This window comes from Burkholderia sp. WSM2230 (assembly GCF_000472445.1).
Taxonomy (GTDB): Bacteria; Pseudomonadota; Gammaproteobacteria; order Burkholderiales; family Burkholderiaceae; genus Paraburkholderia.
The window spans coordinates 1-1,964 of the sequence record NZ_AXAJ01000030.1 but is presented as its reverse complement, the minus strand read 5'-3'; the positions used below and the strand labels follow the sequence as shown (position 1 = coordinate 1,964).

The following is a 1,964-nucleotide window of genomic DNA, read 5'->3' as shown; positions in this document are numbered from 1 at the left end:
TGCACAGGCAACCTCAGCGATCCAACCCGCCGCCCAACACCGTCGGCCATCTGCATCAGAACAGCTTCGTACTGCGATGCAATGCGCTCCACTGTCTCCCGGTCGATCCGCTCGCCGTTCCACGCCCATTCCAGTGCGAGCGCCTGCCCGCGCGGAATGATCGCGAGCGCGAGCGGGTAATGCGTTGGATCGACCGAATCGACGGACTCCACCTTCAGGCTCGCGTCCCCGCTGCGAGCGGCATCCACGGGGTAGTTTTCGAACACGACGATGCTGTCGAACAGCGCATCGCCGCTACGTCCGCTCCACTGCTGCACGCGTCCGAGTGGCGTGTGTTCGTACTGACGCAGCTCGGTCAGCTCGCCTTGCAGCTTGCGCAACCACGCGCCGAGCTCTGCGCTTGCGTCGACGTCGACGCACACCGGCAGCGTATTGATGAAGAGCCCGAGCATGCGTTCGACGCCCGGCAGGTGCGCCGGCCGTCCCGCGAACGTCGTGCCGTACGCGACGCCACGCCGATGTCCATAGCGCGCGAGCAGCACGGCCCACGCGCCCTGCATCAGCGTATTGAGCGTGATCTCGTTGCGCCGCGCCGTTGCCTGCAGGCGCGCGACAAGCGCTTCGTCGAGCGCGTGGCGGCGCGCATGAGCGCCGGGTTCAGCCGCGCGCGGCTCCCCGAGACTCGCGGTGAGCGTCGCCGGATCGTCGGCACGCAGAGCCCACGCGCGCCACCATGCTTCGGTCGCGGGATCGTCGGCTGCCTCGCGAATCCACTCGACGTAGCGGCGATACGGTGGCGCCGCGTCGAACGCCGCTGCGTCACCGCTCGTGCGCATCCGGTAGTCGCGCAGAATTTCAGCGAACAGCAGCGACACGCTCCATCCATCGAGCAGCAGATGATGATGCGTCCAGACGAGGTCGGCGGTCTTTGCGTCGCGTACGAAAAGCGCGATGCGCATGAGCGGCGCCGCGTCCGGCGCGATGCCGTCGGCCAGATCGCGCGCGCGCCACTGCGCGAGGCGCGCGTCATAATCCGCGGCGCTCGACCAGTCGTGCAGCGCGAACGGCAGTGCGATCTTGCGATGCACGATCTGCATTACAGCGCCGCCGTGCTGCCACGCGAACCCGGTGCGCAAGATCGCGTGACGTTCGAGCGCGGCCTGCCACGCGGCCTGCATCGCGGCGACGTCGAGCGCGCCGGACAGCGTCGCGCGGATCTGGTTCAGATACGCGCCCTGCCCCGGCTCGGCGAGCGTGTGATAGAGCAAGCCGCCTTGCAGCGGCGTCGCCGGATAAACGTCTTCGATGTGCTCGGGCTTGAGTCCGAGGGCGCGCCACAAGTCGGACGACGCCGAGCCGTTGCTGTCCTGCACCGCTGCCAATGCCGCCGGCGATGTGGACGTCGAGGTCGACTCGTCCCGCAGCGGTCGCGCCACATGCGCGAGCTGCTGCACGGTCGGCGCCTCGAACACCATGCGCGGCGTGACATGCAGGCCGGCATCGCGCGCTTTCGACACAACCTGCAGACTCAGAATCGAGTCGCCGCCGATCACAAAGAAATTGTCGGTCACGCCGATATCGTCACGCCGCAGCACGGCGCGCCAGGCGGCCAGCAATGCGGACTCCGCAGGCGTCGCCGCCGCTACGGCTTCTGCGGCATTCGCGACCGCTTCCGGCGCAGGCAACGCGCGGCGATCGAGCTTGCCGTTTGGCGTCAAAGGAAAGCGAGTGAGTTCGACATATGAGGACGGCACCATATGCGCCGGCAGACGCGCGGCGAGCCACACCTGCCAGCGCGCGACATCGCCGGTATACGGTTCACCGCGCGGCACCACGTAGGCGACGAGACGCCGGTCACTGTCGCTTGCGTTTGCATTCGGGTTTGCGCCGCCCGACACCAGCACTGCCGCGTCACGCACTTCGGGGTGCGCGAGCAGCGCTGCCTGGATCTCTCCCAGTTCGAT

Annotated in this window: 1 protein-coding gene; it reads right to left on the bottom strand. The window is 67.9% G+C overall.

Features of this window, described 5'->3' with window-relative positions; translation table 11 throughout:
* Window positions 1-1,964 (bottom strand): condensation domain-containing protein (locus tag A3AC_RS29625; protein WP_035476105.1); only part of this gene is annotated, 1,964 nt, incomplete at both ends.